General features: G+C 64.8%; 29 protein-coding genes. 18 read left to right on the top strand and 11 right to left on the bottom strand.

The annotated features are described in order from the left end of the window. Positions 1-47 precede the first annotated feature (47 nt). Complete coding sequence (locus tag EYS42_RS05170) at positions 48-1,022, top strand: NAD(P)H-dependent flavin oxidoreductase (protein WP_130966794.1); 975 nt, start codon at positions 48-50, stop codon at positions 1,020-1,022. A gap of 20 nt (positions 1,023-1,042) precedes the next feature. Here the strand turns inward: EYS42_RS05170 and EYS42_RS05165 are convergent, their stop codons facing one another. Then, the gene (locus EYS42_RS05165; RefSeq protein ID WP_130966793.1) at positions 1,043-1,771 is read right to left on the bottom strand and encodes a response regulator; all 729 of its coding nucleotides are present in this window, start codon (positions 1,769-1,771) and stop codon (positions 1,043-1,045) included. A gap of 143 nt (positions 1,772-1,914) precedes the next feature. Between EYS42_RS05165 and EYS42_RS05160 the strand changes: the two genes are divergently transcribed. The 5 genes from EYS42_RS05160 to EYS42_RS05140 all read left to right on the top strand — a co-directional run bounded on the left by EYS42_RS05160 (position 1,915) and on the right by EYS42_RS05140 (position 10,141). Beyond that, positions 1,915-3,408, top strand: coding sequence for an efflux RND transporter periplasmic adaptor subunit (locus EYS42_RS05160; RefSeq protein ID WP_130966792.1), 1,494 nt, complete (start codon positions 1,915-1,917; stop codon positions 3,406-3,408). 15 nt (positions 3,409-3,423) lie between these two features. Further along, a complete protein-coding gene (locus tag EYS42_RS05155; RefSeq protein WP_130966791.1) occupies positions 3,424-5,592 on the top strand; it encodes a PqqD family peptide modification chaperone in 2,169 nt (722 codons plus the stop codon). Next, the gene (locus EYS42_RS05150; RefSeq protein ID WP_130966790.1) at positions 5,589-7,559 is read left to right on the top strand and encodes a preprotein translocase subunit SecA; all 1,971 of its coding nucleotides are present in this window, start codon (positions 5,589-5,591) and stop codon (positions 7,557-7,559) included. Before EYS42_RS05155 ends, EYS42_RS05150 begins: the two co-directional genes overlap by 4 nt. Before the next feature lie 240 nt (positions 7,560-7,799). After that, complete coding sequence (locus EYS42_RS05145; RefSeq protein WP_165456633.1) at positions 7,800-8,591, top strand: efflux RND transporter periplasmic adaptor subunit; 792 nt, start codon at positions 7,800-7,802, stop codon at positions 8,589-8,591. 5 nt (positions 8,592-8,596) lie between these two features. After that, a complete protein-coding gene (locus EYS42_RS05140) occupies positions 8,597-10,141 on the top strand; it encodes a GGDEF domain-containing protein (protein ID WP_130966788.1) in 1,545 nt (514 codons plus the stop codon). Between the two features lie 27 nt (positions 10,142-10,168). Here EYS42_RS05140 and EYS42_RS05135 read toward each other — a convergent pair whose 3' ends face one another. Continuing rightward, positions 10,169-11,020: an urease accessory protein UreD gene (locus EYS42_RS05135; RefSeq protein ID WP_130966787.1), complete on the bottom strand. Its 852-nt coding sequence runs from the start codon at positions 11,018-11,020 to the stop codon at positions 10,169-10,171. After that, the gene (locus EYS42_RS05130; RefSeq protein WP_130966786.1) at positions 11,017-11,595 is read right to left on the bottom strand and encodes an MOSC domain-containing protein; all 579 of its coding nucleotides are present in this window, start codon (positions 11,593-11,595) and stop codon (positions 11,017-11,019) included. The genes EYS42_RS05135 and EYS42_RS05130 overlap by 4 nt, the downstream gene beginning before the upstream one ends. A gap of 93 nt (positions 11,596-11,688) precedes the next feature. Between EYS42_RS05130 and EYS42_RS05125 the strand changes: the two genes are divergently transcribed. Next, positions 11,689-12,309, top strand: a complete 621-nt coding sequence (locus EYS42_RS05125) for a DUF1415 domain-containing protein (protein WP_130966785.1) — start codon at positions 11,689-11,691, stop codon at positions 12,307-12,309. Further along, positions 12,309-13,040 carry an SDR family NAD(P)-dependent oxidoreductase gene (locus EYS42_RS05120; RefSeq protein WP_130966784.1) on the top strand — a complete coding sequence of 244 codons (732 nt, stop codon included), beginning with the start codon at positions 12,309-12,311 and terminating at the stop codon, positions 13,038-13,040. The genes EYS42_RS05125 and EYS42_RS05120 overlap by 1 nt, the downstream gene beginning before the upstream one ends. A 36-nt stretch (positions 13,041-13,076) precedes the next feature. On the opposite strand, the gene EYS42_RS05115 is transcribed toward EYS42_RS05120, so the two are convergent. The 6 genes from EYS42_RS05115 to EYS42_RS05090 form a co-directional block, all read right to left on the bottom strand. Continuing rightward, positions 13,077-13,484 carry an MAPEG family protein gene (locus EYS42_RS05115; RefSeq protein WP_130966783.1) on the bottom strand — a complete coding sequence of 136 codons (408 nt, stop codon included), beginning with the start codon at positions 13,482-13,484 and terminating at the stop codon, positions 13,077-13,079. 110 nt (positions 13,485-13,594) lie between these two features. Then, entirely contained in the window at positions 13,595-14,704 is a 1,110-nt protein-coding gene (locus EYS42_RS05110) for an alkene reductase (RefSeq protein WP_130966782.1), read from the bottom strand. Between the two features lie 67 nt (positions 14,705-14,771). After that, positions 14,772-15,404: a TetR/AcrR family transcriptional regulator gene (locus EYS42_RS05105; protein WP_130966781.1), complete on the bottom strand. Its 633-nt coding sequence runs from the start codon at positions 15,402-15,404 to the stop codon at positions 14,772-14,774. Between the two features lie 69 nt (positions 15,405-15,473). Then, positions 15,474-16,265 (bottom strand): ABC transporter permease, encoded by a 792-nt coding sequence (locus EYS42_RS05100; RefSeq protein ID WP_245503509.1) that lies wholly within the window; start codon positions 16,263-16,265, stop codon positions 15,474-15,476. Next, positions 16,262-16,984, bottom strand: a complete 723-nt coding sequence (locus tag EYS42_RS05095; RefSeq protein WP_425358874.1) for an ABC transporter ATP-binding protein — start codon at positions 16,982-16,984, stop codon at positions 16,262-16,264. Before EYS42_RS05095 ends, EYS42_RS05100 begins: the two co-directional genes overlap by 4 nt. A gap of 35 nt (positions 16,985-17,019) precedes the next feature. Further along, positions 17,020-18,009 (bottom strand): ABC transporter substrate-binding protein, encoded by a 990-nt coding sequence (locus EYS42_RS05090; RefSeq protein WP_207301109.1) that lies wholly within the window; start codon positions 18,007-18,009, stop codon positions 17,020-17,022. A gap of 105 nt (positions 18,010-18,114) precedes the next feature. Here EYS42_RS05090 and asd point away from each other — a divergent pair, with 105 nt between their 5' ends. The 9 genes from asd to EYS42_RS05045 all read left to right on the top strand — a co-directional run bounded on the left by asd (position 18,115) and on the right by EYS42_RS05045 (position 24,385). Next, complete coding sequence (asd, locus tag EYS42_RS05085) at positions 18,115-18,957, top strand: archaetidylserine decarboxylase (RefSeq protein WP_130966778.1); 843 nt, start codon at positions 18,115-18,117, stop codon at positions 18,955-18,957. A 314-nt stretch (positions 18,958-19,271) separates the two neighbouring features. Next, positions 19,272-20,126, top strand: coding sequence for a hypothetical protein (locus EYS42_RS05080; RefSeq protein WP_130966777.1), 855 nt, complete (start codon positions 19,272-19,274; stop codon positions 20,124-20,126). A 195-nt stretch (positions 20,127-20,321) separates the two neighbouring features. Next, positions 20,322-20,882 carry a hypothetical protein gene (locus EYS42_RS05075; protein WP_130966776.1) on the top strand — a complete coding sequence of 187 codons (561 nt, stop codon included), beginning with the start codon at positions 20,322-20,324 and terminating at the stop codon, positions 20,880-20,882. 228 nt (positions 20,883-21,110) lie between these two features. After that, positions 21,111-21,500 (top strand): cupin domain-containing protein, encoded by a 390-nt coding sequence (locus EYS42_RS05070; RefSeq protein ID WP_130966775.1) that lies wholly within the window; start codon positions 21,111-21,113, stop codon positions 21,498-21,500. A gap of 33 nt (positions 21,501-21,533) precedes the next feature. Continuing rightward, entirely contained in the window at positions 21,534-21,923 is a 390-nt protein-coding gene (locus EYS42_RS05065) for a tautomerase family protein (RefSeq protein WP_130966774.1), read from the top strand. Between the two features lie 3 nt (positions 21,924-21,926). After that, positions 21,927-22,535: a transglutaminase-like domain-containing protein gene (locus EYS42_RS05060; RefSeq protein WP_130966773.1), complete on the top strand. Its 609-nt coding sequence runs from the start codon at positions 21,927-21,929 to the stop codon at positions 22,533-22,535. 18 nt (positions 22,536-22,553) lie between these two features. After that, positions 22,554-23,504, top strand: a complete 951-nt coding sequence (locus tag EYS42_RS05055; protein ID WP_130966772.1) for a hypothetical protein — start codon at positions 22,554-22,556, stop codon at positions 23,502-23,504. A gap of 101 nt (positions 23,505-23,605) precedes the next feature. Further along, positions 23,606-23,983 carry a hypothetical protein gene (locus EYS42_RS05050; protein WP_130966771.1) on the top strand — a complete coding sequence of 126 codons (378 nt, stop codon included), beginning with the start codon at positions 23,606-23,608 and terminating at the stop codon, positions 23,981-23,983. Positions 23,984-24,043: 60 nt separating this feature from the next. Beyond that, positions 24,044-24,385 carry a zinc ribbon domain-containing protein YjdM gene (locus EYS42_RS05045; protein ID WP_130966770.1) on the top strand — a complete coding sequence of 114 codons (342 nt, stop codon included), beginning with the start codon at positions 24,044-24,046 and terminating at the stop codon, positions 24,383-24,385. 18 nt (positions 24,386-24,403) lie between these two features. Here the strand turns inward: EYS42_RS05045 and EYS42_RS05040 are convergent, their stop codons facing one another. Then, positions 24,404-24,706: a hypothetical protein gene (locus tag EYS42_RS05040; RefSeq protein ID WP_130966769.1), complete on the bottom strand. Its 303-nt coding sequence runs from the start codon at positions 24,704-24,706 to the stop codon at positions 24,404-24,406. A 129-nt stretch (positions 24,707-24,835) separates the two neighbouring features. Here EYS42_RS05040 and EYS42_RS05035 point away from each other — a divergent pair, with 129 nt between their 5' ends. Further along, positions 24,836-25,204: a hypothetical protein gene (locus EYS42_RS05035; protein ID WP_130966768.1), complete on the top strand. Its 369-nt coding sequence runs from the start codon at positions 24,836-24,838 to the stop codon at positions 25,202-25,204. Between the two features lie 28 nt (positions 25,205-25,232). Here EYS42_RS05035 and EYS42_RS05030 read toward each other — a convergent pair whose 3' ends face one another. Next, positions 25,233-25,565 carry an SMR family transporter gene (locus EYS42_RS05030; RefSeq protein ID WP_130966767.1) on the bottom strand — a complete coding sequence of 111 codons (333 nt, stop codon included), beginning with the start codon at positions 25,563-25,565 and terminating at the stop codon, positions 25,233-25,235. Between the last annotated feature and the right edge of the window lie 68 nt (positions 25,566-25,633).

Below are 25,633 nucleotides of genomic sequence, written 5' to 3'. Positions count from 1 at the left end.
GGTGGCCGTTTTTGCATCTGCCCCACACCGCATGAATGGAGTGCCCGATGGTTCCACCGCTGCTGCAGCACCTGCGTCTGCCTGTGATCGCCTCGCCGCTGTTCATCATCAGCCACCCGGCGCTGGTGATCGCGCAGTGCAAGGCCGGCATCGTGGGCTCCGTGCCGGCCCTCAATGCCCGGCCCTCGTCGCAGCTCGATGAATGGCTGCACGAAATCTCCGAGGCACTGTCGGCGCACGACCGTGCCCACCCCGAAGCCCCGGCGGCGCCCTTTGCCATCAACCAGATCGTGCACCGCAGCAACAACCGGCTGGAGGCCGACCTGGCCTTGTGTGAAAAGCACAAGGTGCCGCTGCTGATCACTTCGCTGGGTGCGCGGGCCGAGGTGAACCAGGCGGCCCATGCCTGGGGCGGCCTGGTGTTCCATGATGTGATCCACAACGGCTTTGCCCGCAAGGCCGTGGAGAAGGGCGCCGACGGCCTGGTGGCGGTGGCCGCCGGGGCAGGGGGGCACGCAGGGACCACCAGCCCTTTTGCGCTGGTGCATGAAATTCGCGAGTGGTTCGACGGGCCGCTGGCCCTGTCGGGCTCGATCGCCACCGGGCGGGCCATCCTGGCCGCGCAGGCCATGGGTGCCGATTTCGCCTACATCGGCTCGGCCTTCATTGCCACCGACGAGGCCCGGGCGGCCGAAGGCCACAAGCAGATGGTGGTCGGCAGCAGCTCACAGGATGTGGTCTACACCAACGCGTTCACCGGAGTGCATGGCAATTACCTGAAAGGCTCGATCGTGGCGGCGGGGCTCGACCCCGACCACCTGCCAGGCTCCGACCCGGCGCGCATGGACTACGGCTCCACGGCCGAAGGCGGGCACACCAACCAGGCCCGCAAGGCCTGGAAGGACATCTGGGGGGCGGGGCAGGGCATTGGCGCGGTCAAGGCCGTGGTGCCTGCGGCCGAACGCATCGCGCAGTTGCAGCGCGACTACCTGGCAGCCCGGCAGGCGCTGCTGGGCGCCTGAGGCCGGGCGGATGTCTGAATTCAGCGACGCACGGGGTTCCAGGCCGAGAAGCCCCCCGGCGTGCCGCTGCCTTGCAGCTTGAGCATCTGGCTCACGGCGATCACGGCCTGCGTGCGCGAACTCACGTTCAGGGCACGCAGCACGGCGGCCACGTGGTCTTTCACGGTTTCGACCGACAGGCCCAGTTCGCGGGCGATCAGCTTGTTGGGCTGGCCCTTGAGCAGCAGCGCCAGCACATCGGTCTGGCGGGGCGTCAGGCCCAGCTGCGACAGGGAGGGCGTGGTCTGGAAGCCGGCCTCGTAAGCCTCGCTCTGCACGCGCTGGGCGGGCGTGCTGGCCGTGCCGATCACGTCGCTGGCCATGTTCATCGGCGGCACGTACACACCACCCGAGACCACCTGCTGCAGTGCTTCGACCAGCGTTTCGTTGCTGGAGCGCTTGGGCACGAAGCCCATGGCACCCATGTCGATCGACCGGATCACGTCAGAGGTGCGGTCAGAAGCCGAGATCACCACCACCGGCACGGCCGGGTATTGCGAGCGGAACTCGGTCAGCAGGTCGAAGCCGTCGGCGTCCCCCAGGTGCAGGTCGAGCAGCACCAGGTCGAAGCTGCTGTCGTTGCGCAGGGCCTCGCGGGCCGCCTTGCCGCTGGAGGCCGACGACACCACGACGTTGTCGCCCAGGCCCTGGATGACCGATTGCAGTGCGGCCAGGATCAGGGGGTGGTCGTCGATCAGCAGGACTTTCATGACAGCTCCTTGGTGGCTGCCGTGCGACAGCAGCCCGTGTTCGTGCTTTGGTTCGTGTTTTCCGTGCTTTTTCCTCATTTGAAGCACGGCCAAGGCCAGATGATAGGGCACGTCCTGGATCTCGCTGTACCCAACACCCTCGCATGACCCCCGTCACCCAACGCCCGGCACCCCTTGCGCCTGTGGCGCCGCCCGTGGCGCCACAGGCCGCAGCGCGTGCCGTGCCGGAAAGCTGTGGCGACCTGCTGGCCTGCCTGCAGGTGGCGCTGCGAGCCCATGACTGGACCGCCTGCACCGCCGAAGTCACCTCCGAGCTGAACCGTCAGATGCGTTGCCTGCGCGTGTCGATGGGCTGGATGGTGAGCGGCCAGTTGCGCGTGGTGGCCCTGTCTGACGGTGTGGTGGTGGACGACGGTGCGGCCCTGCCCGAGTTACAGCAGGCCATGCTGGAGGCCTTGCACCAGCAGGTCACGCTGACCTGGCCGCCGCACGGCAAGCCGGGGGTCCACATCACCCTGGCGCATCAGGCCTTGTACAAGACCCAGGGGCTGGCCGCCGTGCTGAGCGTACCCATGGCGCACCACGGCCGCCCCGCAGGTGTGCTCACTTTCGAGCGCTCGGTGGTGTCTGACCCGCTCTCGCCGCAGCCACAGGTCAATGCCGGCGATGTGGCCTTCACCCCTGCCGAACGTGTGTGGTTGGAGCAACTGGCCGAGAGCCTGTCGCCCTTGTTTGTGATCCGCCACAAGCTGGACAGACCCTGGCGCGAACGTCTGCGTGCGTTGTTCTGGGTCACCCTGTACCGCCTGCGTGACCCCCGAGAACGCAAGCTGCGTCTGGGGGTGGCAGCCGCCGCCCTGGTGCTCGCTGCCGGCCTGCTGGTGCCGGTGCCCATGCATGTGACCGCCCAGGCGCGGCTTGAAGGTGCCGTGCAGCGGGTGCTCAGCGCCTCGCAAGACGGCTTCCTGAGGGCGGTGCATGTGCGTCCCGGTGACGTGGTCAAGGCCGGGCAGTTGCTGGCCGAGTTGGCCGATGATGACCTGCGCAATGCCCGGCGTGCCCGAGAGGCCGAGATCGTCCAGCACGAAAACGCGTTCGCCGAAGCGTTTGCCCGTGGCGACCGCGCGGCCGCGGCGCAAGCCCAGGCCAAGCTCGGCGAAACCCGGGCACAGCTGGGCCTGGTCGATCAGCAATTGCAGCGCTTGCGGCTGGTGGCGCCTTTTGATGGCGTCGTCATCGCCGGTGACCTGCGGCAGCAACTGGGCGCGCCGGTCAAGCGCGGCGAGGTGTTGCTCACGCTGGCGCCCGGCCTGGACTGGCGCGTGGTGATGGCCGTGGAAGAACCCGACGTGCCCGACCTGGCCCCGGGGCAGCGTGCCGGCCTGCGACTGGCGGCCATGCCCGATCAGGTGATTGGCCTGGAGATCGAGCGGGTCACGCCCGTGGCCACCAGCACCGACGCCGGCGTGCGCTACGAGGTGGAGGCCGCGCCGACGGGGCGTGGCGCCGGGCTGGCCGGCTTGCGCCCAGGGCTGCAAGGTGTGGTGCAGGTGGAGCTGGCGTCTCAGCCTTTGCTGGTGCGCTGGTGCAACCGTTTGTGGGCCCGCTGGCAGCTGCTGCGCTGGACCTGGTTCTGACAGGAGCCCGTGGCCATGCAGGACGCCATGCTCTCGCCGCAGTGGTACCGCATCTCGGGCCTGCACCCGCGCTTGCGCCCCCATGTGTCGGTGCGCATGCAGACCACGCGCGGGCAGGCCTGGTACGTGCTTTACAACCATGCCACAGGCCGACACCACCGGGTCAATGCGCAGGCCTATCAGCTAGTGGGACGGCTCGACGGGCGCCTCAGCGTTGATCAGGTCTGGCAGACCCTGCTGACCCTGCAAGGTGACCGCGCCCCGACCCAGCATGACGTGATCCGTATCCTGGGGCAGATGACCGATGCCGGGCTCATCCAGGCCGAAGTCACGCCCGATGTGCGCCAGCACGTGCAGGCCCACGAGCAGGCGCAGCAGCGGCAGGCGCGGGCGCGCCTGAACCCCCTGGCTTTCCGGATGGGCCTGTTCGACCCTTCCGGCATGCTCGAGCGCATCCGCCCTTGGAGCCGATGGATGTGGTCACGTTGGGCACAGGCCCTGTGGCTGGTGGTGGTGCTGGGCGCCCTGGGGGCCGTGCTGGCCCATTGGCAGGCTGTGCATGCGTACGGCCGCATCCATTTCATGTCGCCGGGCTACCTGGCGATGGCGTGGCTGATCTACCCCTTGATGAAGGGCCTGCACGAGCTGGGGCATGCCCTCACGCTGCGCCGATACAACTGCGAAGTGCCCGAGGTGGGGGTCACCTTTTTCCTGTTCGTGCCTTTGCCCTATGTGGATGCGTCGGCCACCAACCGCCTGGCCAGCCGATGGCAGCGCGGTCGCATCAGCGTGGCCGGCATTGCGGTGGAGCTGTTCCTGGCGGCGCTGGGCGCCCTGGTGTGGTTGCTGGTGGAAGACGGCTGGCTGCGACAGGTGGCCTTTGTGGTGATGAGCATTGGCGGGCTGTCGAGCCTGCTGATCAATGGCAACCCGCTCATGAAGCTGGACGGCTATTACGTGATGATCGATGCGCTCGACCTGCCCAACCTGGCGCCCCGCAGCAGCCAGCAGTGGCAGCAGCGCTGGCGCAAGGGCCTGACCCGGCTGTTGGGCCTTGAGGCCCCGCCCGAGGCGCAGACCGTGGCCGCCAGCGATGTGCTGGAGCGACTGGCTTTGCAGGTGTACTCGCCCCTGGCCTGGGCATACCGAGGGCTGGTCACCGCCATGATCGTGGGGTGGGCGGCCGATCAGGTGCCTGCCCTGGGCCTGGTGGTGGCGGTGTGGGGCCTGTGGAGCCTGCTGCTCAAGCCATGTCAAAGCCTGCTGTCCGGTATCCGGACCCTGCCGTCGTACGTGGCCGCGCAAGGGCGCGTGCGTGCATTCCTCATGGGGGGCACGGCCTTGCTGCTGGCCCTGGTCATGTTCCTGCCCCTGCCTTCCAGCCGTGTGGTGGAAGGCGTGGTGTGGTTGCCCGAAGAGGCACAGGTGCGTGCCCGGGTCGATGGCCGGATCGACAGCCTGAAGGTGCGCCCTGATCAGGCTGTGCGCGAAGGCACGCCCTTGCTGGCGATGGTGTCGGACACGCTCGAGACCGAGCGGGCGGCCTTGCTGCTGCAAATCGACCGCGGCGAAAGCGAGTTCAATGCGGCCTTCCTGACCGACCCGCTCAGGATGGGCAATGCACGCGAGGCCCTGGAGCGTGACCGTGCGGCCCTGGCACGTGTGGAAGACGATCTGGCCCGACTGGTCGTGCGCGCCAGCCGTGACGGCACCTTTGCGGTGGCCCGCGCGGAAGACCTGGAGGGCCGTGAGGTGCGCCAGGGCGATCTGCTGGCCTATGTGTTCCGTCCCACCGACGCCGTGGTGCGTGCCGTGGTGCCCCAAGCCGATGTGGAAGAAGTGCGGCGCCGGCTCAAGCGCATCGACGTGATGCTCGACGAACAACCTGGCCGATTGTTTCCTGCCCGCATGTACCGTGAAGTGCCCACGGCCACCGATGCACTGCCCAGCCCGGCCATGGCCGACCGCGTGGGCGGACGCGTCCCCACCGACCCGAAAGACCCGGAAGGCCAGCGCCCGCTGCTGCCAGGCCATGTGGTCGACATCGAGCTGATCCAGCCCTTGCCGCGTGCAGGGGGGCTGGCGCGCGTGCGGCTGGAGTTGCGGGCCGAATCGCTGGCCAGTTCTGCCCTGCGCCTCTTGCGTCAGCTCATGTTGCGCCACTTTGCCGGCGTGCAGCCATGAGCATCAGCCAGGCACCCGCCGGGCGCCTGTGGCAGGCCGGGTTGCCAGTGCCAGGCCCTGTGCATGGCCGCTACCCCATTCGCCCTTACCCCGAGCACGGCCAGAGCTGGGTCTGGCTGTGGATGCGCCAGGCATTGCAGGCGCCGCCCACGCCGCCACATGTCGGCCAGCGGCGCTGGCTGATGGCTGTTCAGGAAGGCCTGCTGAAGTGGGGCTTGCTGGATGCGCGTGGCTTTCGCGAACAACTGCTGCAGCTGCGGGGGCAACTGGCCATGCGGGGCTTCAAGCCTCATCTGGTGGCCGAGGCCATGGCCGCTGTGGGCGTGGTGCTGCAGCGCCACAAGGGCTGGGCCGTGCATGACGTGCAATGGCTGGCTGCCCGCTGGATGCTGGACGGCCGCCTGGTGGAAATGGCCACCGGCGAGGGCAAATCGGTGGTGGTGGCCCTGGCGGCCACTGTGGCTGCGCTGGCCCACGTGCCCGTGCACGCCATGACCGCCAACGACTACCTGGCGCGCCGCGACCTGGACGCCTGGCTGCCTGTGTACGACGCCCTGGGCCTGAGCGCGGCCTGCGTGCTCGCGTCCATGCAAACACCTGAACGCCGCGCTGCATACGCCTGCGACATCGTGCACGTCACGGCCCGTGAAGTGGCTTTTGACCACCTGCGTGACCAGGCGGCGCTGGCCAGCAACGCGCATGACCAGGTGGTGCTTCGGGGGCTGTGCCTGGCCATACTGGACGAAGCCGACTCCATCCTGATCGACGAAGCCTGCACACCGCTGGTGCTGTCGCAGGCCGTGGAGCCGGCAGGGCGCGACCGGCCGCAGCGCGTGGCCATGTTCCTCGCCCAGCAACTGCTCAACGGCCATCATTACGCTGTTCAGCCCACCCGGTTGGTGCAGCTGACCCCGCCGGGCAGGGCTCGGTTGGCCCAGCTCACGCAGAGCCATGACGGGCCCTGGCGCCTGGCACGCTACCGAGAAGAGCAGGTGCAGCTGGCACTGATGGCGCTGCACAGCTTGCAGCGCGATGTCGATTACCTGGTGCAGGACGATGAAGTGGTGATCGTCGATGGCGTGACCGGTCGGCAGGCCATGGGGCGAGTGTGGTCGCGCGGTCTTCACCACATGGTGTGCCTGAAAGAGCGCTTGCCGCTGCCGCCCGACACCGAGACCCTGACGCAGACCACCTACCAGGCCTTTTTCCCGCGCTACCACCGCCTGTGCGGCCTCAGTGGCACCCTGTGGGAAGAACGCGCCGAACTGATGGCGCTGTATGGCCTGCCCGTGTGGCGGGCCCCCTTGCGCCAGCCCAGCCGGCGGCTCGACCTGGGCTGGCACCTTGACCTCAACGAAGCGGCCCAGCACCAGCGTGTGCTGCAGCAGGCCCAGGCGCACGCAGCGGCGGGGCAGGCCGTGCTGATCGGCACCGATTCGGTCCAGGCCAGCGAGGCCCTGTCGGCCCTCCTTCAGGCGCATGGCGTGGCCCACACCCTGCTCAATGCCCGGGTGGACAGCGAAGAAGGGGCCCGCGAACGCGAGCTGATTGCCGACGCCGGCCGCCCCGGTGCCATCACCATCGCCACGCACATGGCGGGCCGTGGCACCGACATCCATCTGCACGAAGCCACGTTGCAGCAGGGTGGGCTGCATGTCATCAACACCCGTCTGAACACCTCGGGCCGGATTGACCGTCAGCTGATCGGGCGGTCGGCGCGCCAAGGGCAGCCCGGGTCGTGCTGCACCTGCCTCCACCTGGATGACCCCACCCTGGTCAGCCGGCTGGGCGTGGCACGACGCCTTTTGCAACCCCTGGCCCGTTGGCCTGTGCTGTTGCGTCTGGCCTGCCGGTGGCTGCAGCGCAGCGAGGGCCGTCAGGCAGCCTCCCAACGCTGGCTGCAGTTGCTGGCCGCGCAGAGCTTGCGCAAACAGCTGCGCTGGTCGGGCAAGGACGACTGGTTGTGAGCCCTGGCGCCCACCGCATGCCGTGGCTGTGCAGCTTGTCACGACCTGGGTTGTTCTCCCGCTTTTTCGGCCTTTTGCAGCATGTTGCATGGTGGAACATGCAACAGCACGCTTGCGTCAGCCGCCTCAAGATTTTCGCCAGATGGTCGAAAAGCCCCGGGTGATGCGGCAGTTGTGGCATCGAACAGGAGATCAGCAGTGAAACCGTGGGCCCTGAAGTGCGCAGCCGCATGCAGCGTCATGTTGGCCGCTGCGACGGCGCACAGCGCCGAGGCGATGGCCTGTCTCATCGAACCCGACCGGGTGGCCGACGTGGGTGCCCAGGCGGTCGGCGTGATCGAAGCCCTCAAGGTCGAGCGGGGGGATTCGGTCAAGACGGGCCAGCTGATCGCACGGCTGGCCAATGATGTCGAGCAGGCCTCCAGCAATGTGGCCGAGGCCCGCGCCACGGCCGATGCCGAGCTGCGTCAGGCCGAGGCCGCCTACGACCTGGCCATGAGCAAGCTGCAGCGCAACCGCGACCTGCTCAAGCAGAACTTCGTGTCGCCACAAGCGCTGGAACAGGCAGAGGCCGAGGCCCGTGTGGCCGAGCAGCGTGTGGCCCAGTCCCGTGAAACACGCCGTGTGGCACTGCGCGAGTTCAAGCTCACCACCGCACAGCTCAAGCAGCGTGAAGTGCGCAGCCCTTTTGACGGTGTGGTGGTCGAACGTTATCGCACCGAGGGCGAGCGCATCGAGCGCGAGCCCGTGGTGCGGGTGGCGCGCATCAACCCGCTGCGTGTGGAGGCCATCGTGCCAGCCTCGCAGTTCGGCTCGGTGCAGCCCGGTCAGGTGGCACGCGTGCGCACCGACCTGCCCATGTTCCCTCTGCTCGAAGCCACCGTGGTGCTGGTTGACCGCGTGATCGACCCCGCATCGAACAGCTTCCGGGTGCGCCTGAGCCTGCCCAACCCCGAGCAACGCATTCCGTCGGGCCTGCGCTGCAAGCTCGATCTGGGCGGCGCCCGCCCAGCCCCCAAGCCCGGCACCTGAGCCCCATGCGCCTGCCGCAGTTCAAGTTCCTCCATTTCAGTCCCACCACGCGCATCACGCTGGGGCTGATCTCCCTGCTGGTGGGCTTGCTGATGGTGCTCGACCTCGTCTTCAAGCTGCTGCCCGACCAGCGCAGCATCACCCTGGCCGTGCGCGAACAGGTGTCGGTGCATCTGGCCCTTCAGGTGCGCCAGATGCTGGCCGAGTCGCCGCAGCCCCAACGTCTGGTGAACCTCTTCGATCAGGTGGTCAGCCAGAGCGATGACGTGCGCTCGGTGGGTGTTCGCATGGTCAACGGCAAGCTGGTGGCGCAGACCCTGCAGCACCCCACCGCCTGGCAGCAGCCCGCCGGAGGCCTGTCCACCATCACGCATGTGGTGGTGCCGCTGAACACGCCGCAGGGCCGCTGGGGGCAGCTGGAGGTGGCCTTCACCTCGCCCTGGGCCACTACGCTGATCGGTTTTCTGCAGCAGCCCACGGTGCAGCTGGTGGGCCTGCTCAGTGCCGCCTGCTTCGTGGCTTTTTACCTGTACCTGCGGCGGGTGCTGCAACACCTTGACCCGTCCAAGGCCATTCCCGAGCGGGTGCGCGTGGCCTTCGACACCCTCACCGAAGGCCTGATCGTGCTTGACCTTGACGGGCACATGCTGATGGTGAACGAGGCTTTTCGCAACCTGCACCCCAGTGCGGCCAGTGCCTCGCTGCTGGGCAAGAAGATCGGGCACCAGGCCTGGTTGCTCGACGGCATCCGGGGGCAGCACGACAGCCCACCGTGGCAGCAGGCCATCGAATCCCCGGAGCCCATCATCGGGGTCGAGGTGGACCTGAGCACGCCCGATGGCAGCCACCGCCGCGTGCTGATGAACTGTGCGGCCATCAAAGACGCGGCCGGCAACCCGCGCGGCTGCCTGGTCACGCTCGATGACGTGACCGCGCTCGACCGTGCCAATGCCCAGTTGCGTCAGACCCTGAGCGAGCTGCACGCCTCGCGCGACAAGATCCAGCAGCAGAACGACGAACTGCAGAAACTGGCCAACTGCGACCCCATGACAGGGTGCTTCAACCGCCGCGCCTTTTTCAACCGCGCCCATGAACTGATGACCCAGGCTCAAGCCGGCGGCGAGCCGCTGAGCTGCCTCATGAGCGACATTGACAAGTTCAAGAACTTCAACGACACGTATGGCCATGCCGTGGGTGACCTGGTCATTCAGCAGGTCTCGCGCCTGCTCAAGCGCGCCATGCGGCCCGAAGACGTGCTGTGCCGCTATGGCGGCGAAGAGTTCTGCATCTTGCTGCCCGGCATGAAGCTGGACCAGGCCGCCCGGGTGGCCGAAAGCATTCGCGCGGCCATCGAGGCCGAGGCTGGCTCGTCGATCACGGAAGTGCCCAACCTGCGCATCACCTCCAGCTTTGGGGTGGCGCAGCTGGGCAAGGGCGGTGCGCTCACGCTGGAGCAGCTGATCGACCGCGCCGACCAGGGCCTGTACGTGGCCAAGGAAAGCGGCCGCAACCAGGTGCAAAGCCTGGAGTGGCAAGAAGCCAAGGTCTGATCAGCGGTTGGCGGGGTGGCCTGGGCTTCAGGTTTTCCACACCCGCGGCGGGCAGGGCGTGACCTGCCACCCGTGCTGGCGCCAGTCGGCCCAGATGGCGGCCAGCAGGCCCATCATGGGCTCGACCCGAGCGGCCAGCGCCCGCACCACCACCGCCCGCTCATGCGTGCTGGTGGCGCCGGCCACACAAGGCGCATCGGCTGGCAGGGCATCGATGTGCGTGCGGGCCAGGTCCAGCAGCTGCTGCCGGCGTGCATTGGGCATGGCGCTGCCCGTGGCGAACCAGAAGGTGCCACTGACCCGGCGGCCGGCCCAGCCCAGCGGGCTGTCCAGCAGCCGGTGGTCCGATGCCTTCACGGTGCCGCGCTCCAGCCACACACCCGGCAGTTCGATCTCTTGCGTGAAAAACGCGTCGGCATGGTCCGGGCTGTCGAAGGCTTCGTTGGCAGCGGGCAGGCCCAGGGCCAGCAGGTCCCAGCCCATCATCTCGGCGCCAGGTGCCAGCTCGAAGCGCATGCGGTTGACCGCCTTGCAGCCCCGGTAGGCAATGGTTTCCAGCGGCAGCCATTCCAGGCGGGCACCATCGGCCACTCGGGCCACCAGGCTCTGTTCGGCCGTGGCGCCACTGCTTTTGTAAAAGCGCGTGGCCCCCGGCGTGGTGATCACGGCGTGCGTGCCTTCTGCCAGCGTGGCCTGCACGTTCAGCACGTCGCCCCCCACGATGCCACCGGGCGGGTGCACCAGCACATGGTGGCACACCTCCGGGCCTTCGGGGTACAGCCGCTGCAGCACCCGCAAGGGGCCATCGTGGCGGTCGTGGGCGGTGGTGCGTTCGCCGTCGCGGCGGTAGTCAAGCGTCAGGTGGCCAAGCCAGCTCATGGGGAACTCGGTACTTCAGTGGGTTCAGGTGTCGGGAACTCGACGGTCACGGTGCAGCCTTGCTGCAGCCAGCCACCCTGCACGATGCGTGCCGTCATGCCGCCATGGCCGCGCATGGCGTTGTAGCCACCCGGGCCCAGTTCGGCTTCCATGCGCGAGCAGGGGTCACAGGGCCCTGTGAGTTCCAGCAGCACGTCGGGGCCCAGGCGCAGGCGCACGGGCTGGTCCTTGAACAAGGCCTTGGCCGCCAGCAGGTTCAGGCCCGACACAACCAGGTTGCGGCGCAGTCGGGTGGGGTCGATGGGCCCTTCGCCCAGCAGCGCGCCCAGGGTGGCCAGGTGCTCGGCCTGGATCAGGGTGACCTGCCGCGCACTGCCTTTGCCGCTGGCCGCTGCGCCGCGGCTGGGCTTCTTGCTGGCCATGCGGTCACCGGCCAGGCCCAGGCCCGCCAAAGCCTGCACCTCGGGCACCACCCGCACAGGGGCCAGGCGCTCTGGGCGCAACACGATGGTTTCCAGCCGCCCGGGGCGGGGAAACTGCTGAACCAGCTGGCGCAGGGTGACGGCGTCGTGCATGGGGTGGACAAGCGGGGTGGACAAGCCAGGGCTGATGGACGGACAGGCGAGGGCAGGGTGCCTAGCCCGCATCATGGCATGCACAATGGCCGCATGAGCGCCCCTGACACCTTGCCTCACACCCCGCCCGACGATCGGCTCGGCATCCCCGCGCACAACCTGCAGGCCCACCCCGACGAACTGCCGGTGGTGCAGGCCACCCGCCACTGGCTGGAGAAGGCGGTGATCGGCCTGAACCTGTGCCCCTTTGCCAAGGCGGTGCACGTCAAGCAGCAGGTGCGCTATGTGGTCTCGCCCGCCACCAGTGCCAAAAGCCTGGCGCGTGAGCTGGTGCGCGAGCTGGAACTGCTGGCCAGCGCTGATCCCGCCCGCACCGACACCACCTTGCTGGTGCACCCCTATGTGCTGGAAGACTTCCTGGACTACAACGACTTCCTGGAAGAGGCCGACGAGGTGCTGGTGGACATGGGCCTCGATGGCGAGATCCAGATCGCCAGCTTCCACCCGGCCTACCAGTTCGAGGGCACCGAGGTGGACGACATCACCAACTTCACCAACCGCTCGCCTTACCCCACGCTGCACCTGATCCGTGAAAGCAGCATCGAGCAGGCTACGCAGGCCTTCCCGGATGCGGCCGACATTTACGACACCAACATGGCCACCCTGCGCCGCCTGGGCCTGGAAGGCTGGCGACGCCTGATGGTGGCGCCTTGATGTTGAGCACTTTGAGCACGTTGCCAGAGGGCTACCGCGCCCTGGTGGTGGGGGCCCAGGGTGGCATTGGCGCGGCCCTGATGGCCCGGTTGCAGGCCGACCCGCGCTGCGGCGGGGTCTGGGGCACGGCCCGCCAGCCTGATGCGGCCAGCCAGCTGCTGCCCATGGACCTGTGCCACGAGCCCAGCATCGAAGCCGCCATGCAGGCCTTGCGCGTGCACGGCCCTTTCCATGTGCTGATCAATGCCGCCGGGGTGTTGAGTCTGAACGGCGTCCCCCCTGAAAAGCGCCTGGCCGACCTGAACGCCGAGCACATGGCCCAGGTGCTGGCCATCAATGCCCTGGGCCCGGCGGTGTGGCTCAAGCATGCGGTGGCGCTGTTGCCGCGCCAGGGCCGCTGTGTGGTGGCCACCTTGTCGGCCCGCGTGGGCAGCATCGGTGACAACCGCAAGGGCGGCTGGTACGCCTACCGCGCCAGCAAGGCCGCGCTGAACATGCTGTGGCGCACCGCCGCCATCGAGGTGGCCCGACAGCGCCCGGAGGCCGTGCTGCTGGCCCTGCACCCGGGCACGGTGTTCTCGCCGCTGTCCAAGCCGTTTGTGCCCGATGGCCCCGAGCAGCCCGGCCTGATGCACCCTGAAAACGCCGCTGCCCGACTGCTGGCCGTGATCGACACGGCCACCGAATCGGGCAGCTTCAAGGCCTGGGACGGCAGCACCATCGAGTGGTGAGCGCCCCTTTGTCTGGTCAGGCCTGATCGGGCTTGATCAGAGCGGCAGCTTCAGCGTGGGCGCGAAGATGGCAATCGTCACGCCCAGGCCTGCGGCCCACACCAGCGAACGCAGCGCGGCCAGGTTGGCCAGGTAGGTCACGGTGTACAGCACGCGCACGCCAATGAAGGCCATGGCCAGCATGTCGGTGCGGGCCTGGTCCAGGCCGGCCAGTTGCGCGGCCAGCACGGCAAACACGAACAGGGGCAGGGCTTCAAAGCCGTTGTTCTGCGCGGCGGCGGCACGGGCCTGCCAGCCTTCCAGCTTGGTTTCCCATTGGCGAGGGTGGTTGTTGTCGTAGCCACCGTCGCGGCGCTTTTTGCCGGCGGTCGAGCCCTTGGCCAGGCCCACGGTCACGATCGGCAGCACAGCCGCCACCAGCACGCAGGTGTTTGCAATCGTCATCTTGTCTCCACAGCAGGAAAAACGGCCCCAGGCGGGTGCCTGAGGCCGTTGCATTCTAGTCTGACAAGAGTTGTTGTCAATTAACGATTGTCAGGGCTGCCGGGGGCCGTTCATGCCAGGGCCGGGTAGTCGGTGTAGCCGTGGGCACCCTGGCCGCCGTACAGGGGGGCGTCCTTGAACAATTCGTTCAGGGGCGCGCCTTCCTTGAAGCGGCGGGGCAGGTCGGGGTTGGTCAGCGCCGCACGGCCGAACGACACCAGATCGGCCTTGCCATTGGCGATGGCCTCGATGGCCATGTCGCGGGTGTAGCCGTTGTTCACCATCCACACGCCCTTGTACAGGGCACGAATGGCTTCGTAGTCGAAGGGGGCGTTGTCGCGCGGGCCGCCGGTGAAGCCTTCCACCACGTGCACGTACACGGGGTTGATCTTGGCCAGTTCACGCACCACGTGCTCGAACAGCGGCTGCGGGTTGCTCTCGTTCGAATCGTTCACGGGCGACACGGGCGAGATGCGCACGCCGGTGCGGTGCGCGCCGATCTCGGCGGTCACGGCGGCCATCACTTCCAGCAGGAAGCGGGCACGGTTTTCGATGCTGCCGCCATAGGCGTCGGTGCGCTTGTTCGAGCCGTCGCGCAGGAAGGCGTCGAGCAGGTAGCCGTGGGCGCCGTGAATTTCCACGCCGTCAAAGCCCGCTTCGATGGCGTTGCGCGCTGCGGTGCGGAAGTCATCGACGATGCCAGCAATCTCGCTGGTTTCCAGGGCGCGGGGCTCCGAGGTGTCCACATAGCCTTGACCCGGGATGTAGGTCTTGGCATTGGCGCGCAGGGCCGAGGGGGCCACGGGGGCCTTTTCGCCCGGCTGGAAGGCCGTGTGCGACATGCGGCCGGTGTGCCACAGCTGCACGAAGATCTTGCCGCCACGGGCGTGCACTTCGTCGGTCACCTTCTTCCAGCCGGCGATCTGCTCGGGGGTGTGCACGCCGGGCGTGGCGATGTAGCCCTGGGCCTGGGCCGACACCTGGGTGGCTTCGGCAATGATCAGGCCGATGCTGGCGCGCTGGGCGTAGTACTCGATGGTCAGTGGGCCAGGCACGTTGCCGGGCTCGGCGCGGTTGCGGGTGAGGGGGGCCATCACGATGCGGTTGGCCAGGGTGATCTCACCCAGCTTGAACGGTTGAAACAGTGCGCTGTTGGCGATGTCGGCTTGGCTCAGTGCCATGGGGTGCTCCAGTGGAAGGAAGTGGGTGAGGCGGCGACCGCCCCGAGGGAACTTCAGTACGACAAGCTCAGGAATCGGAAACTTCAGACACGTCAGTGGGCTGAAAGAAGTGGTCCAGCATCAGGCGCAGGCACTCTTTCAGCGGCTTGGCGTTGTGGGTGACCTTCATGCGCAGCAGGGCGCCTTGCCAGGCGTTCCAGAAGAAGGCTGACAAGGCCTTGGCCTGCACGTCGCGGCGCACCTCACCGGCCTGCTGGGCCTGCTCGATCAGGGCCGTGAGGCGCTGGTGCCAGTGGCGCATGGCGGTGTCGAGCGCCTCGCGGCAGGCCGGGCTGCTTTCGGCCAGTTCGGCCGAGAAGTTACCCACCAGGCAGCCGGGGCAGGTGGCCTGCTCGTGGTGCGCAATGAAGGTTTGAAACAGGTGGCGAATGGCCGCCAGCGGCGAGGCCTGGCGCGCTGCCGGCAGGGTGGCCATGGCTGCGTCCCAGGTGGCGTCCATGCCCTGCGCATAGCGCTGGATGATCTCCACCGCGAAAGCCTCTTTGCTCTCGAAGTGGTTGTAGAACGAGCCCTTGGGCACCTTGGCCTGAGCGGCCAGCTCGGACACCCCCGTGGCGTTGTAGCCCTGCTGCTTGAACAGCAGGTGCCCCGCCGCCAGCAGGCGGTTGGGGATGTCGGTGGGGTCGGCGGTGCGCGGCATGGGCGAATAATATGACCAGTCGTCTTGAAGTGCGTGGCACGCCTTCAAACCCGAGCTGACCCAGGGGTTTTAGTCGTGTGCCGAGCGTTCGGTGGGGTGCCAGCCCCCCATGGCCCAGCGGGCCAGGGCGTTCATGCAGGCAAAGATGGCCACGCCCGTGGCCGTGATCAGGGCCAGTGCCGCGAACATGCGGGCCACCTGCAACTGGTAGCCGCTCTGCAGAATTTGGTAGGCCAGGCCGCTGCTGGTGCCGCCGGTGCCGGCCACGAATTCGGCCACCACCGCGCCGATCAGGGCCAGGCCCCCGGCCACGCGCAGCCCCGCAAAAAAGTGGGGCAGGGCCGAAGGCAGTTGCAGCCGCCACAAGGTTTGCCAGCGGCTGGCTTTTTTGAGGCGGAAGTAGGCCGCCAGCTCGGGGTTCACGCTGCGCAGGCCCAGCGTGGTGTTCGAGATCACGGGGAACACGGCCACCACGGTGGCGCACACCACCAGGGCCAGCGTGGGCTCGGGCACCCACAAGATGATGAGCGGGGCCAGCGCCACCACCGGGGTCACCTGCAGCAGCACGGCATACGGGAAGAACGCGGCTTCCACCCAGCGGCTTTGCACAAAGGCAAAGGCCACCAGCGTGCCCAGCGTGGTGGCGGCCAGCAGCGCACCGGCCGTGATCTTCAAGGTGGTCAGCCAGGCGGCGCCCAGCAAGGCGCGGTCGGCCCACAGGGTTTCGGCAATGCGCAGCGGCGTGGGCAGCAGGTATTCGGGCACCTTGGCCCAGGTGCAGGCGGCCTGCCACAGCGCCAGCAGGGCAGCGGCCACCAGCCAGGGCATCAAGCGGGGCATCAGGCGTGGCAGGGCACTCATGCGCTGGCCTCTTTCAGCAACTGGTGCAGCTGGCGCACCAGGGCATTGAAGGGCGCGCTGGTGCGCAGCCATTCGTCACGCGGCTGCTCGGGGCAGGCGGGCACATCGGCCACCACGCGGCCCGGCTTGGGCGCCATCACCAGCACGCGGTTGGCCACAAAGGCCGCTTCGGCCAGGCTGTGCGTCACGAACAGCACCGTCAGGGGCTGGCCGCTGCTGGCCTGCTGTTGCCACAGGGTGCGCAGGTCGGTGTCCAGCTTGTGGCGGGTGATCTCGTCGAGCGCGCCAAAGGGCTCGTCCATCAGCAACAGGCGAGGGCGCGTGACCAAGGCCCGCGCAATCGACACGCGCATCTGCATGCCGCCCGACAGCTCGTGCGGGTGGCGCGCACCGGCATCGCCCAGGCCCACAGCGGCCAGGGCCTGCTGCACGCGGGGCTCGGCCTCGTGGCGGGGCACGCGGGCCAGGTCCAGCGGTAAGCGCACATTGGCAGCCACGTTGGCCCAGGGCATCAAGGTGGGCGCCTGGAACACATACGACACATCGGCCTCAGAGGCCGCACGGCGCACCTGCCCCTGGCTGGGCTGCAGCAAGCCGGCCACCAGGTTCAGCAGCGTGCTCTTGCCGCAGCCCGATGGGCCCAGCAGGGCCACGAACTCGCCCTCGGCCACGTGCAGGTTCAGGGCGGCCAGGGCCTGCGTGCCGTTGGGGTAACGCAGCTGCAGGCCGGTGGTTTCAATGGCGGGCAGGGCGCTCAGGGCAGCACCTTCAGGTTCTTCACGAACTCGGTGGTGTAGGTCTTGCGCACATCCACCTTGGCGGGGTCGATCAGCTTGTGGCGCACCAGCAGGTCAAACGTGGCCTTCATGCGGGCGTCGGTCAGGGTGCCGATGCCTTGCGTGGCGGCGTCACCGCCCAGCACCACGCCTTCGCTCTTGAGTTTGCCGATGCCGTAGGCCAGCAGGTCATCGGTCATGTTGGGGTTGTCTTTCTTGATCAGGGTGTGGGCCGGGGTCGGGTCACCCTGCAGGTAGCTCTTCCAGCCCAGCATCGAGGCCTTCACGAAGGCGGCCACCTCTTTGGGCCGCTGCTGCAGCGTCTTGCGGCTGCACACCACGGTGGTGGCGTAAGGGGGCCAGCCGTGGTCGGCCAGCACGAACACCTTGGGCGCCTTGCCGGTGGCCTTTTCAATGCTGTAGGGCTCAGAGGCCAGGTAGCCCTGTTGCGCAATGTTCTTGTCGGCCAGGAAGGGCTGGATGTTGTAGGCGTAGGGCCGGGTTTGCTCGTCGGTGAAGCCATACCGCGCCTTCAGCCAGGGCCAGAAGCTGACCCGGCTGGCCGCGCCGATCAGCAGCGTGCGGCTTTTGAGGTCTTCCATGCGTTTGACATCCGGGTGGGCCACCAGCACGGCCGGGTCTTTCTGGAACACCGCGGCCACGGTGACGGCCTCGATGCCTTGCTCCCACACCTTCATGGTTTCGACGTCGTAGCCCATGATGCAGTCGGCCTTGCCGGCCAGCATCTGCTGCATGATGTTGATTTGCGGCCCGCCCATGCGAATGGCCACCTCCAGCCCAGCCTGCTTGTACAGGCCCTGCGCCTGCGCCTGGTAGAAGCCGCCGTGCTCGGCCTGGGCGTACCAGTTGGTCAGGTAAACAAAAGGCGCGGCCGAAGCTGCTGTGGAAACCGCGGCCGAGGCCAGCACCAGGGCGCGGGCGGCCAACACATGAAGAGGGCGAAGCATGGCGTGAATGATCAAGCAGGTTGGGTGCAGCCGTGTTTGTACACCGGCGTCTTTAGAATGGCGCCTCTTTTGCCGTTTTGCCATTTCTGCCTGTGGGGTGCACCCGTGTCTGAGCGCTTGTTCGTTGCTTCGCAATATGTGTTGCCCAAGGTGGCCCTGACGGCCGCGGCCGGCCACGCCGCCAACATCAAAGGCGGGGCGTTCACCACCCGGTTCATTGAGTGGTTCATTGGCCGCTATGGCGTGAACATGCAGGAAGCGGCCAACCCCGACCCGGCCAGCTACCCCACCTTCAACGAATTCTTCACGCGCCCCTTGAAGGCCGGTGCCCGCCCCCTGGCCCAGGCCAGCCTGGTGTGCCCGGTGGATGGCGCCATCAGCCAGTTTGGCCCGATCAAAGCCGACCAGATCTTCCAGGCCAAGGGCCACCAATACAGCACGCGCGCCCTGGTGGGCGGTGACGCCGAGCTGGCCGCCCAGTTTGAAAACGGCCACTTTGCCACCCTGTACCTCAGCCCGAAGGATTACCACCGCATTCACATGCCGTGCGCCGCGCGCCTGCGCCGCATGATTTACGTGCCGGGTGAATTGTTCAGCGTGAACCCCGCCACCGCCCGTGGCGTGCCCGGCCTGTTTGCCCGCAACGAACGCGTGGTGTGCGTGTTCGACACCGAGTTTGGCCCCATTGTGCAAACCTTGGTGGGCGCCACCGTGGTGGGCAGCATGGCCACCACCTGGCACGGCGTGGTGAACCCGCCTCGCAGCAAGCAGGTGCGCGAATGGCGCTATGACGACCGGAACATCACCTTCCAGCAGGGTGACGAAATGGGCCGCTTCTTGCTGGGTAGCACCGTGGTGATGCTGCTGCCCAAGGGCGCCTTTAAATTCAACCCGCAATGGCAGCCCACCCGCGCCATTCGCATGGGTGAGGTGATGGGCAACTGGTGAAAGTGAACGGCCCGGCGCCCAGGCGCTGAGCGGCCCATAACAACGGCAGCGCCGCCCCCGTGGGAGCACGGGAGGCGGCGTTTTTGCGTGGGGGTGGCGCGAACGTTGCGTGGGGGATGGGGGGCGTTAAGATGTTGGGAAGTGAAAAAAATTTCGCGGCTGGCTTGGGCGGCCGTTGTCAATGAGGGAGGTGGGATATGTTGTTTGTGATGGATAACTCTTTGGCTGGTTGGTTATCTGTGCTTCGTGATCGCCATAACCAATTAAGCCGTCAATGAAGACGTATAAATTACGTTAGAAAACGGCAAGAATTTATGCACCAACAAATCAATAAGTTCGATAAAAACAACAAAGAGAGAATATACAATCTATTGGTATTAAAGGGTGAGGCCTTGCTGAAGGGGCATTTTTTAGCAATGCGCCAAAGTAGTATAAGCGCCGAATCATATAGTAATTTTTTTACTGCAATTTCCGATCAGGTTGACCCTCTTCTTATTTATTTTATAAATGACGAAATAAGTGCATCACTGCTTGAAAGAGGCCCCTTAATAAATTTAATTAAAGAGGTTAAAGATAACCACTATAGTGATGAGCACTTTAAGCGACTGCAATATGCGGAGAATGATTTGCAAGACCTCTTTGCAAACAGGACTGATTTCATCATTGGTTCAAATTTTCTTGATTTCAAAGTAAACACATTTTCCGCCTTTGAGAAACATGTTGAGGAATTGTACGAAAAGTTATTACTCAACAAGCCACGAAGCGACAAGAAGGAAAAGAAGCTTATTGAATTAATTGGGAAATACTCCGAAATCAGTGACAATGACGAAAAAGCCTCGATCTTGGAAAAGATAAAAAGAATTTCTTTCTATGTGTCCAGCTCTGAAAAAATAGAGTACGTGTTATATAAATCTGGAATTCAAAAGGAGGAAGCAGACGAGGTGCGTACTTTTTTAAATTTTTATAGAAATCAAAGAAACACCATACATAACCTAGGGATTCACAAGGGAGAAAGTCAGGCCGTGGTTGCAAACGACATTGAGATTTCCTTGGAAAATGGAAAACCTGGCTATACAGAAAACCACAACTCAGCAATTTTTGCTTGCCATAAATTGATGGGTATTTATGAGTCAATGCATCATAGCGTTACTGGTGAAACAGTTTTCTAACATGGCGCTCAACCTCGCGCCCTTCGGTCGCTGGACTCGCCAAAGCGTAGCTTTGGCTCGCCGGTTAGCTTTACGTTAGGCTTTTCAGTTATTGTCACGAGCGAAAATCTTGGGAGAGCGTACTTGGATAACTCGATAGTTAGCGCGCTTTTGGCGCTAGTGGGAACACTAATAGCAGGCTTTCTGAGCACGTTCGTGTCTGAGCACTACCGTCGTCACTGTAATAGAACCGCCTTAGCTGGCGCTCTCGCTGGCGAACTTGGCTCATACAGCGACGCCTGGCCTCTTGCCCACTCAAACGTCAAAAAAATCTATGAATTGGCGGCGTCTGGCGCCAAGCTGAGAATTCCAAAAACAGAAAAACCTAATGATCGAGTTTTTGATAGTTGCGTGGCACAAATAGGCTTGCTTGGACCTGAACTTGCAGATGATCTCGCGTATACCTATAACAATATCAATGCTTTCAGAGTTAGCATACAAGCTGCGAGCGACATCGACTCAGATCCCGCTGGGCAGGCAGCCCTATTGAGCGGTGCTTTGGCGGCAATGGAACGTGCAAATGAGCGCGGCAAAACGCTTCCAGAAAGATTACGCCTCATTGCAAGAGAGAGCTACTTTCAAAGATGGCCTTGGTTACTACTTGTTGTGGGCGCACTATGCTCCGCCATAGTTGCAGCATTTCTGCTCGGCGCGGCGTACGGTGACCCTTTGCAGACAATGAGTAAAAAACCGGAACAAGCGCGACGCGCGGATTGATACATGAAATGCAGCACCCAACACTGTCGGTCAGTGCGGCATGAAAAATTTCCACTCCGCGCCCCAGCCTAGCTGTCGGTTCAACGCGGACGCGAAGCTTACGGTTGGTTCCCTTTATAAGTTTCGCTACTTATTGCACAGCTTAAATTGGGCGTCAGGCGTCTAAGGCAGCCCCAGTCCCGTGCATCAAGGCAATTAACAGCCAATACCCACTCATCGGAGGCCCTCATGAATCTCGACGGCGAAATCATCACTGTGCGACCCGATGTCGCCATCGACACCCTGCAGAAGTTGCCCAACTATGTGGGCATCTCAAGTCAGACAGCCGGCGCAAAAGGCATATCGATGAACATCGTGATCATTCCTGCGGGCGCCAAGGCACAACCGCACTACCACGATGGGTTCGAGACTGCGATCTACATACTGAAGGGTGAAGTTCAAACCTTTTATGGCAAGGGTCTGTCCAAGTCGTGCATAAACAAACAAGGAGACTTCCTCTACATCCCCTCTGGCCTGCCGCATCAGCCCGTCAATTTGAGCCAAGACTCAGAGGCCATTGCGCTGGTGTCTCGCACGGATGCGAGCGAACAAGAAAGCGTTCGCGCTTACCAGCCATAGTTGCTGCGGCAACTTGCAGCAAGGGAAACAGAAATGCCAACGGTGACCATCGAAGTCAAGCACAACTACACCACCGAGCAAGAGATCGCCATCATCGATGCCGTTCACCAAGCAATGATGGAGGGCATCAAGACGCCAGAGTGGGACAAGAACATTCGTCTCGTCGTTCACGAGCCTCACCGCTTCACCAGCCCGCCGGGGAAATCTGATCGGTACACCTTGGTGACGTTTGACATGTTCTCGGGGCGTTCAATTGAAGCAAAGCGCGCGCTCTATTCGGCAATCGTCAGAAACCTGTCAGCGCTCGGTATCCAGGCGTCGGATGTGATCATCAATTTGAGAGAGCACCCTCCAGAAAACTGGGGCGTTCAAGGCGGCAAGCCGGCCTCTGATGTTGATCTTGGCTTCAACATCAATGTGTAAGCCATGCACAACCATGAAGTGCCTGCGCGCCTTGTGAACGCTTACCTGCAAGCCAGCGAATTCATTGACCACCAGCACCCGGCCGTGGCGGCCCAGGCCCGCCAGTTGGCCGAGGGTGCTGCGGGCCCCCACCAGGCCATTGCGCGCACCTTCCACTTTGTGCGCGACCAGATCCAGCACAGCGCTGATTTCAAGCGCAACCCGGTCACGTGCAAGGCGTCTGATGTGCTGCTGCATGGCACGGGCTATTGCTATGCCAAAAGCCACTTGCTGGCGGCGCTGCTCAGGGCGCAGGGCATTGCCACGGGGCTGTGCTACCAGCGCTTGTCGGTGGATGGGCAGGGCGCGCCGTATTGCCTGCACGGGCTCAATGCCGTGTGGTTGCCGGGGCATGGCTGGTTCAGGGTTGATGCGCGTGGCAACAAGCCCGGCGTGCAGGCCGAGTTCAACCCGCCACACGAGCAACTGGCCTTTGCCGTGCACCCGCCCTTTGAGCGCGACCTGCCCGAGGTGTGGGCCGAGCCCTTGCCCCAGGTGGTGGCCTGCCTGCAGCGTTATGGCACTTATGCCGAGGTGCTGGCCAACCTGCCTGATGTGCAGTTGTGGGGCTGAGGCTGGTGGGTGCACACCATGAAGTTTGAGAACCCTTTGGCCGCCTTGCTGCCACACCGCCCAGCCTTGCTGGTGGGCAATGGCATCAACCGCTTTGGCGCCGCGCCCGGCACCAACTCGTGGGAAGCCTTGCTCACAGCCCTGGCCCGCCAGCACCTCAACCCACAACACGAGGGCGTGCCCGCGGGCGTGTCGCCTACGGAGTTTTTCGATGTGCTGGAGCTGGCCTTGCACCGCCCGCCTGGCGCACCGCGCAGCACGGGTCACAAGGCCTTGCAGGCGCAGTTTTGCGAGCTGATGGGCCAGTGGCAGCCACTGCCGCATCATGGGCACATCATGCGCTGGGCGCAGCAGGCGCAGGCGCCGGTGCTCACCACCAATTTCGAGCATTCACTGGCGCAGGCCGCGGGCTGCACCTTGCAGCGGTCTGGCCCGCAGCGGCAGGCGTTCACGGCCTTCTACCCCTGGGGGCGCTGCTTTGCGCCCGGCCCGGTGGCTGACCCGCTGCAGGCCTTTGCCATCTGGCATGTGCACGGCATGGCGCATTACCGCCAAAGCGTGCGCCTGGGCCTGTCGCACTACATGGGCGCGGTGCAGCGTGTGCGGGGGTGGCTCACGCAGGCGGGCAACCGGCTGTACAAGCCGCAGCACATGGCCAGCTGGCCGGGCGCGCACACCTGGCTGCAGGTGTTCTTTCACAAGCCGCTGTTGTGTTTCGGCCTGGGCCTGGGTGAAAACGAAGTCTTCCTGCGCTGGCTGTTCATTGAACGGGCGCGATACTTCCAGCGCTTTCCTGAGCGCGCACAGCCCGCCTGGTTCGTGCATGTGCAAGGCAGTGGTGACCTGACCCCGGGCAAGGCCTTGTTCCTGCAGGGTGTGGGCGTGCAGCCTGTGGCGGTGGCGGGGCATGAGCAGGTGTATGCCGCCGAAGTGTGGCAATGCGCAGCGCCACATGCTGCCCGGGGGTGAAAACCGCACACTTGCGCCCCGCCTGCAGTGGCTGGCCACTCCAGCCCCCCGCCACATGGCCGAAACTGCAAAGGTTGCGGCCATGGGTGTGAGGTACAGCCATGCAGGAAGCAGTCACAGACACCACCGAGTCTGCAACATCGGTGGACGCCCTGGTGGGCTGGGTGCTGCCCGGCCAGCATGGCGCACCGGCTGAGGCCCTGGGCCGCATCCGCTTCATCTGCGAGCACACGCCCGATCTGTTCCAGGCGGTGTGGATCGTGCTGGCCACCCACCAGGGTGTGGCCCGCGAAAAGCTGGCCGCCGCCTTGCGGCAGTTGCGGCCCGAATTCGCCACGTTTTCTGTGGACGACATCCAAGGTTTGCTGAACAGCATCTGGCATGGTGGCCAACCCGGCTTCGAGGCCGTGATGCGCGCGCGCCAGCGCGGCAAGAAGCTGGCTTCGCCCAATTGCAGCAAGTTGCCGTGGAATCAGTGAAGGGTAGAGCGCCAAGCTCGGTCTGACAGCCTGCGAAACACGCGGGTGAGACAATGGCGCATGAGCACCTTTCCTCCTTGCCCCCAGTGCCAATCGGCCTTCACTTACGACGACGGCAGCCAGCTGGTCTGCCCGGAATGCGGCCACGAATGGCAGCCTGGCGCCTCAGCCGCCGCTGAAGACACCGCCCTGGTCGTGAAAGACGCCAGCGGCAACCTGCTGGCCGATGGCGACAGCGTGACGGTGGCCAAAGACCTGAAGATCAAGGGCTCGTCGCAGGTGGTGAAGGTGGGCACCAAGGTCAAAAACATCCGCCTGGTCGAGGGTGATCACAACATCGACTGCAAGATCGACGGCATTGGCCCCATGAAGCTCAAGTCGGAGTTCGTGAAAAAGGCCTGAGCAGCCTCGGCTCCCGCTTCAGGCCTCCGGTTCGGCCTTCTTGCGCGTGCGCGTGGGCTTGAAGTGTTTTTGCAGGGCGTCTGCGACCACGCCGCTGATGCCGTCTTCGTGGCTCAGGGCCTGTTCGCGCAGTTGCGCCACCAGGGCCGGTGGCAGGCGCAGCGTGATCTGCACGGGCTTGGGTGCCGCGGGCGCCTTGGGCTCTTCCACAGCCACCGCCTTGGCGGCCTTGCCGAAACGTTCGGGGGTGCGCTCGGCCTTCTGCTGGCCGCCAACCTTCTTGGCCAGTGCCTTGTAGAGGTCGGTCTTCTTCATGCTCATGGGTGGGCCTTGGTGTGCGTAACGATGATCTGACCCAGGATTCTCTCAGGTAACGCAGGCCTGGGCTTTTTGGCTCATGGGCGCTCATTCCGGCGCAACCTGGTGCAGGGATCATCAAACTTTTTTGCCATGAAGTTGAAATCCATCGCCATCCTTGCTCCTCTTTGCTTCCTTGCCGCATGTGGCGGGGGAGGGGATGGCGCAGGCAGTACCGCAAGCAATGATCTGGTCCTTCGAGAGTCAAAGGTCCTTGAAGAGGGGGCAAGCTTCTCTATGAGGCTCACGCCAGGCACTTACAAGGCCAATGTCACTAGCTCCTCGTCTGGGGTTGTGGTTACTTGGGTGGGTGACAGCCAGGGCTGTGGCAAGTCTGGTGAGGTCAAGGTATACAGTCAAATCTGTACGTTCACGATCACCGGCCAGCTGCTGGTGGCCAACCCCACAACCTTTGGCTTGGGGGCCCAGGAAATAGTGACTGTCGAGGTGTTCAAACTATGAAGCTATTAATCGAGGCATGAGCCTGTGTTCAATGCCCCACCTTTGAAAACAGATTGATCACCACCACCCCGGCAACGATCAAGCCCATGCCGATCACGGCCGCGGCGTCCAGGCTTTGCTGAAACGCCAGCCAGCCCACGAGCGAGATCAGCACGACGCCCACGCCCGACCAGATGGCGTAGGCCACGCCCGTGGGGATGGTGTGCAGGGTGAGCGACAGGAAGTAAAAGGCGGTGCCGTAGCCCGCCACGGTGGCCAGGCTGGGCCACAGGCGGGTGAAGCCTTCCGAGGCTTTCAGGCAACTGGTGGCGATCACTTCAGCCACGATGGCCACGGCCAGACAGGCATATGCAGAGTTCATCCCGACATGGTCTCGCAAATGCGGTGCTGTTGCTGTCCTGGCATTGAAAGCCCCGACGCACTGGCTAT

Origin of the sequence: Aquabacterium lacunae, from assembly GCF_004310865.1 — a bacterium.
Classification (GTDB): domain Bacteria; phylum Pseudomonadota; class Gammaproteobacteria; order Burkholderiales; family Burkholderiaceae_C; genus Aquabacterium; species Aquabacterium lacunae.
The sequence above is the reverse complement of the archived record's forward strand: the minus strand, read 5'-3'. Positions and strand labels throughout refer to the sequence as shown.

What these genes read in the sequence shown, in the direction of transcription:
- EYS42_RS05155 (WP_130966791.1), top strand. Translation starts at nt 3,424, where the DNA reads ATGCAGGACGCCATGCTCTCGCCGCAGTGGTACCGCATCTCGGGCCTG.
- EYS42_RS05150 (WP_130966790.1), top strand. Translation starts at nt 5,589, where the DNA reads ATGAGCATCAGCCAGGCACCCGCCGGGCGCCTGTGGCAGGCCGGGTTG.
- EYS42_RS05105 (WP_130966781.1), bottom strand. Translation starts at nt 15,404, where the DNA reads ATGCCGCGCACCGCCGACCCCACCGACATCCCCAACCGCCTGCTGGCG.
- EYS42_RS05060 (WP_130966773.1), top strand. Translation starts at nt 21,927, where the DNA reads ATGCACAACCATGAAGTGCCTGCGCGCCTTGTGAACGCTTACCTGCAA.
- EYS42_RS05035 (WP_130966768.1), top strand. Translation starts at nt 24,836, where the DNA reads ATGAAGTTGAAATCCATCGCCATCCTTGCTCCTCTTTGCTTCCTTGCC.
- EYS42_RS05120 (WP_130966784.1), top strand. Translation starts at nt 12,309, where the DNA reads ATGTTGAGCACTTTGAGCACGTTGCCAGAGGGCTACCGCGCCCTGGTG.
- EYS42_RS05110 (WP_130966782.1), bottom strand. Translation starts at nt 14,704, where the DNA reads ATGGCACTGAGCCAAGCCGACATCGCCAACAGCGCACTGTTTCAACCG.
- EYS42_RS05045 (WP_130966770.1), top strand. Translation starts at nt 24,044, where the DNA reads ATGAGCACCTTTCCTCCTTGCCCCCAGTGCCAATCGGCCTTCACTTAC.
- EYS42_RS05140 (WP_130966788.1), top strand. Translation starts at nt 8,597, where the DNA reads ATGCGCCTGCCGCAGTTCAAGTTCCTCCATTTCAGTCCCACCACGCGC.
- EYS42_RS05050 (WP_130966771.1), top strand. Translation starts at nt 23,606, where the DNA reads ATGCAGGAAGCAGTCACAGACACCACCGAGTCTGCAACATCGGTGGAC.
- EYS42_RS05065 (WP_130966774.1), top strand. Translation starts at nt 21,534, where the DNA reads ATGCCAACGGTGACCATCGAAGTCAAGCACAACTACACCACCGAGCAA.
- EYS42_RS05160 (WP_130966792.1), top strand. Translation starts at nt 1,915, where the DNA reads ATGACCCCCGTCACCCAACGCCCGGCACCCCTTGCGCCTGTGGCGCCG.
- EYS42_RS05040 (WP_130966769.1), bottom strand. Translation starts at nt 24,706, where the DNA reads ATGAGCATGAAGAAGACCGACCTCTACAAGGCACTGGCCAAGAAGGTT.
- EYS42_RS05070 (WP_130966775.1), top strand. Translation starts at nt 21,111, where the DNA reads ATGAATCTCGACGGCGAAATCATCACTGTGCGACCCGATGTCGCCATC.
- EYS42_RS05055 (WP_130966772.1), top strand. Translation starts at nt 22,554, where the DNA reads ATGAAGTTTGAGAACCCTTTGGCCGCCTTGCTGCCACACCGCCCAGCC.
- EYS42_RS05130 (WP_130966786.1), bottom strand. Translation starts at nt 11,595, where the DNA reads ATGCACGACGCCGTCACCCTGCGCCAGCTGGTTCAGCAGTTTCCCCGC.
- EYS42_RS05125 (WP_130966785.1), top strand. Translation starts at nt 11,689, where the DNA reads ATGAGCGCCCCTGACACCTTGCCTCACACCCCGCCCGACGATCGGCTC.
- EYS42_RS05090 (WP_207301109.1), bottom strand. Translation starts at nt 18,009, where the DNA reads ATGCTTCGCCCTCTTCATGTGTTGGCCGCCCGCGCCCTGGTGCTGGCC.
- EYS42_RS05080 (WP_130966777.1), top strand. Translation starts at nt 19,272, where the DNA reads ATGCACCAACAAATCAATAAGTTCGATAAAAACAACAAAGAGAGAATA.
- EYS42_RS05165 (WP_130966793.1), bottom strand. Translation starts at nt 1,771, where the DNA reads ATGAAAGTCCTGCTGATCGACGACCACCCCCTGATCCTGGCCGCACTG.
- EYS42_RS05115 (WP_130966783.1), bottom strand. Translation starts at nt 13,484, where the DNA reads ATGACGATTGCAAACACCTGCGTGCTGGTGGCGGCTGTGCTGCCGATC.
- EYS42_RS05145 (WP_165456633.1), top strand. Translation starts at nt 7,800, where the DNA reads ATGTTGGCCGCTGCGACGGCGCACAGCGCCGAGGCGATGGCCTGTCTC.
- EYS42_RS05135 (WP_130966787.1), bottom strand. Translation starts at nt 11,020, where the DNA reads ATGAGCTGGCTTGGCCACCTGACGCTTGACTACCGCCGCGACGGCGAA.
- EYS42_RS05100 (WP_245503509.1), bottom strand. Translation starts at nt 16,265, where the DNA reads ATGAGTGCCCTGCCACGCCTGATGCCCCGCTTGATGCCCTGGCTGGTG.
- EYS42_RS05170 (WP_130966794.1), top strand. Translation starts at nt 48, where the DNA reads ATGGTTCCACCGCTGCTGCAGCACCTGCGTCTGCCTGTGATCGCCTCG.
- EYS42_RS05030 (WP_130966767.1), bottom strand. Translation starts at nt 25,565, where the DNA reads ATGAACTCTGCATATGCCTGTCTGGCCGTGGCCATCGTGGCTGAAGTG.